A 1,000-nucleotide genomic window follows, 5' to 3' on the forward strand; every position below is an offset into this window, starting at 1 on the left:
AGCGTCGGGTGCTCCACGAGCGGGCTGCCGGAGGCGCCCGGCAGCGCCACCACGGGCAGCCCGGGGACGGCCGCGTCGGCGAGGTCGGCGGACCAGCCGGTCGCGACCACGTCGGCGAGGCGCCACGCCATCTCGGGCTGGACGGGGTGCGGCAGGAGCGCGCCGGGACGCAGCAGGGCGGCGTCGTACAGGTCGACCAGGGGCGCCGGCACCGGCGTGGTCCAGCCGGTCGGGGCGGCCCACAGCAGCGCGACGTCGTCATGGTCCTCGGCCCAGGCCGCCAGCGCGTCGACGTCCTCGGCGGTCGCGGTCAGCGGCGACACGACCACGACGCGTCGTCCCGCCACCACCGCCCGCAGGGCGGCGAGGTCGGCCCGCAGACCAGCCGACAGCCGGGCCTCCTCGGCGAGCAGCAGGTCGATCCGCGGAGAGCCGACGGCCCAGACGTCGTCGGCCGCGACCCGGGGGTAGGTCGCCCCCGCGGCGTCGACCAGCGAGTCCGAGGAGACCACGACCCTGGACACCAAGGAGCGCTCGAAGTCCCGCGGCGGTGCCTCGCGGTCGCCCCATGCGCCCGGGAGGATCGTCGGAGGCGACTCGAGCGCGGCGGTCGGACCGACCCAGACGAACTCGTGGTGGCGCGCGGAGAGCGGGTGGTTGACGTCACTGCGGGCGCCCGCGGTCACGAACAGGAACCGGGCCCGGAGGGCGTACATCTGACCGGGTGCGCTCTCCGCCGGCCACGTGGTGACCCGGGCACCGCCCACCTTCACCGGCCGCTGCCCGGTGAGCACGATCTTGTGGAGCGACGCATCGTCCGCCACCGCCTCCAGGATCCCGCGGATGCTGCCGGGCAGCACGCCGGTGCGCGGGTCGACCGGGAACACCCACCAGTGCGGGTGCTTGGGGGTCCAGCGGTCCTCGTCGTCGAACGTGTCCGGACCGATGGGCTGCGGGAGCTCGACCGTGCCGTCGGCCCGAGACCGGATCGCGAAGCTGC

At 75.8% G+C, this 1,000-nt stretch carries 1 protein-coding gene; it reads right to left on the reverse strand.

Annotated elements, in window-relative coordinates; translation table 11 throughout:
- A partial coding sequence (locus ACXJKL_RS21525; RefSeq protein ID WP_457209028.1) for a hypothetical protein occupies positions 1-1,000 on the reverse strand: 1,000 nt, incomplete at both ends.

Source organism: Nocardioides sp. P5_C9_2 (genome assembly GCF_054049555.1).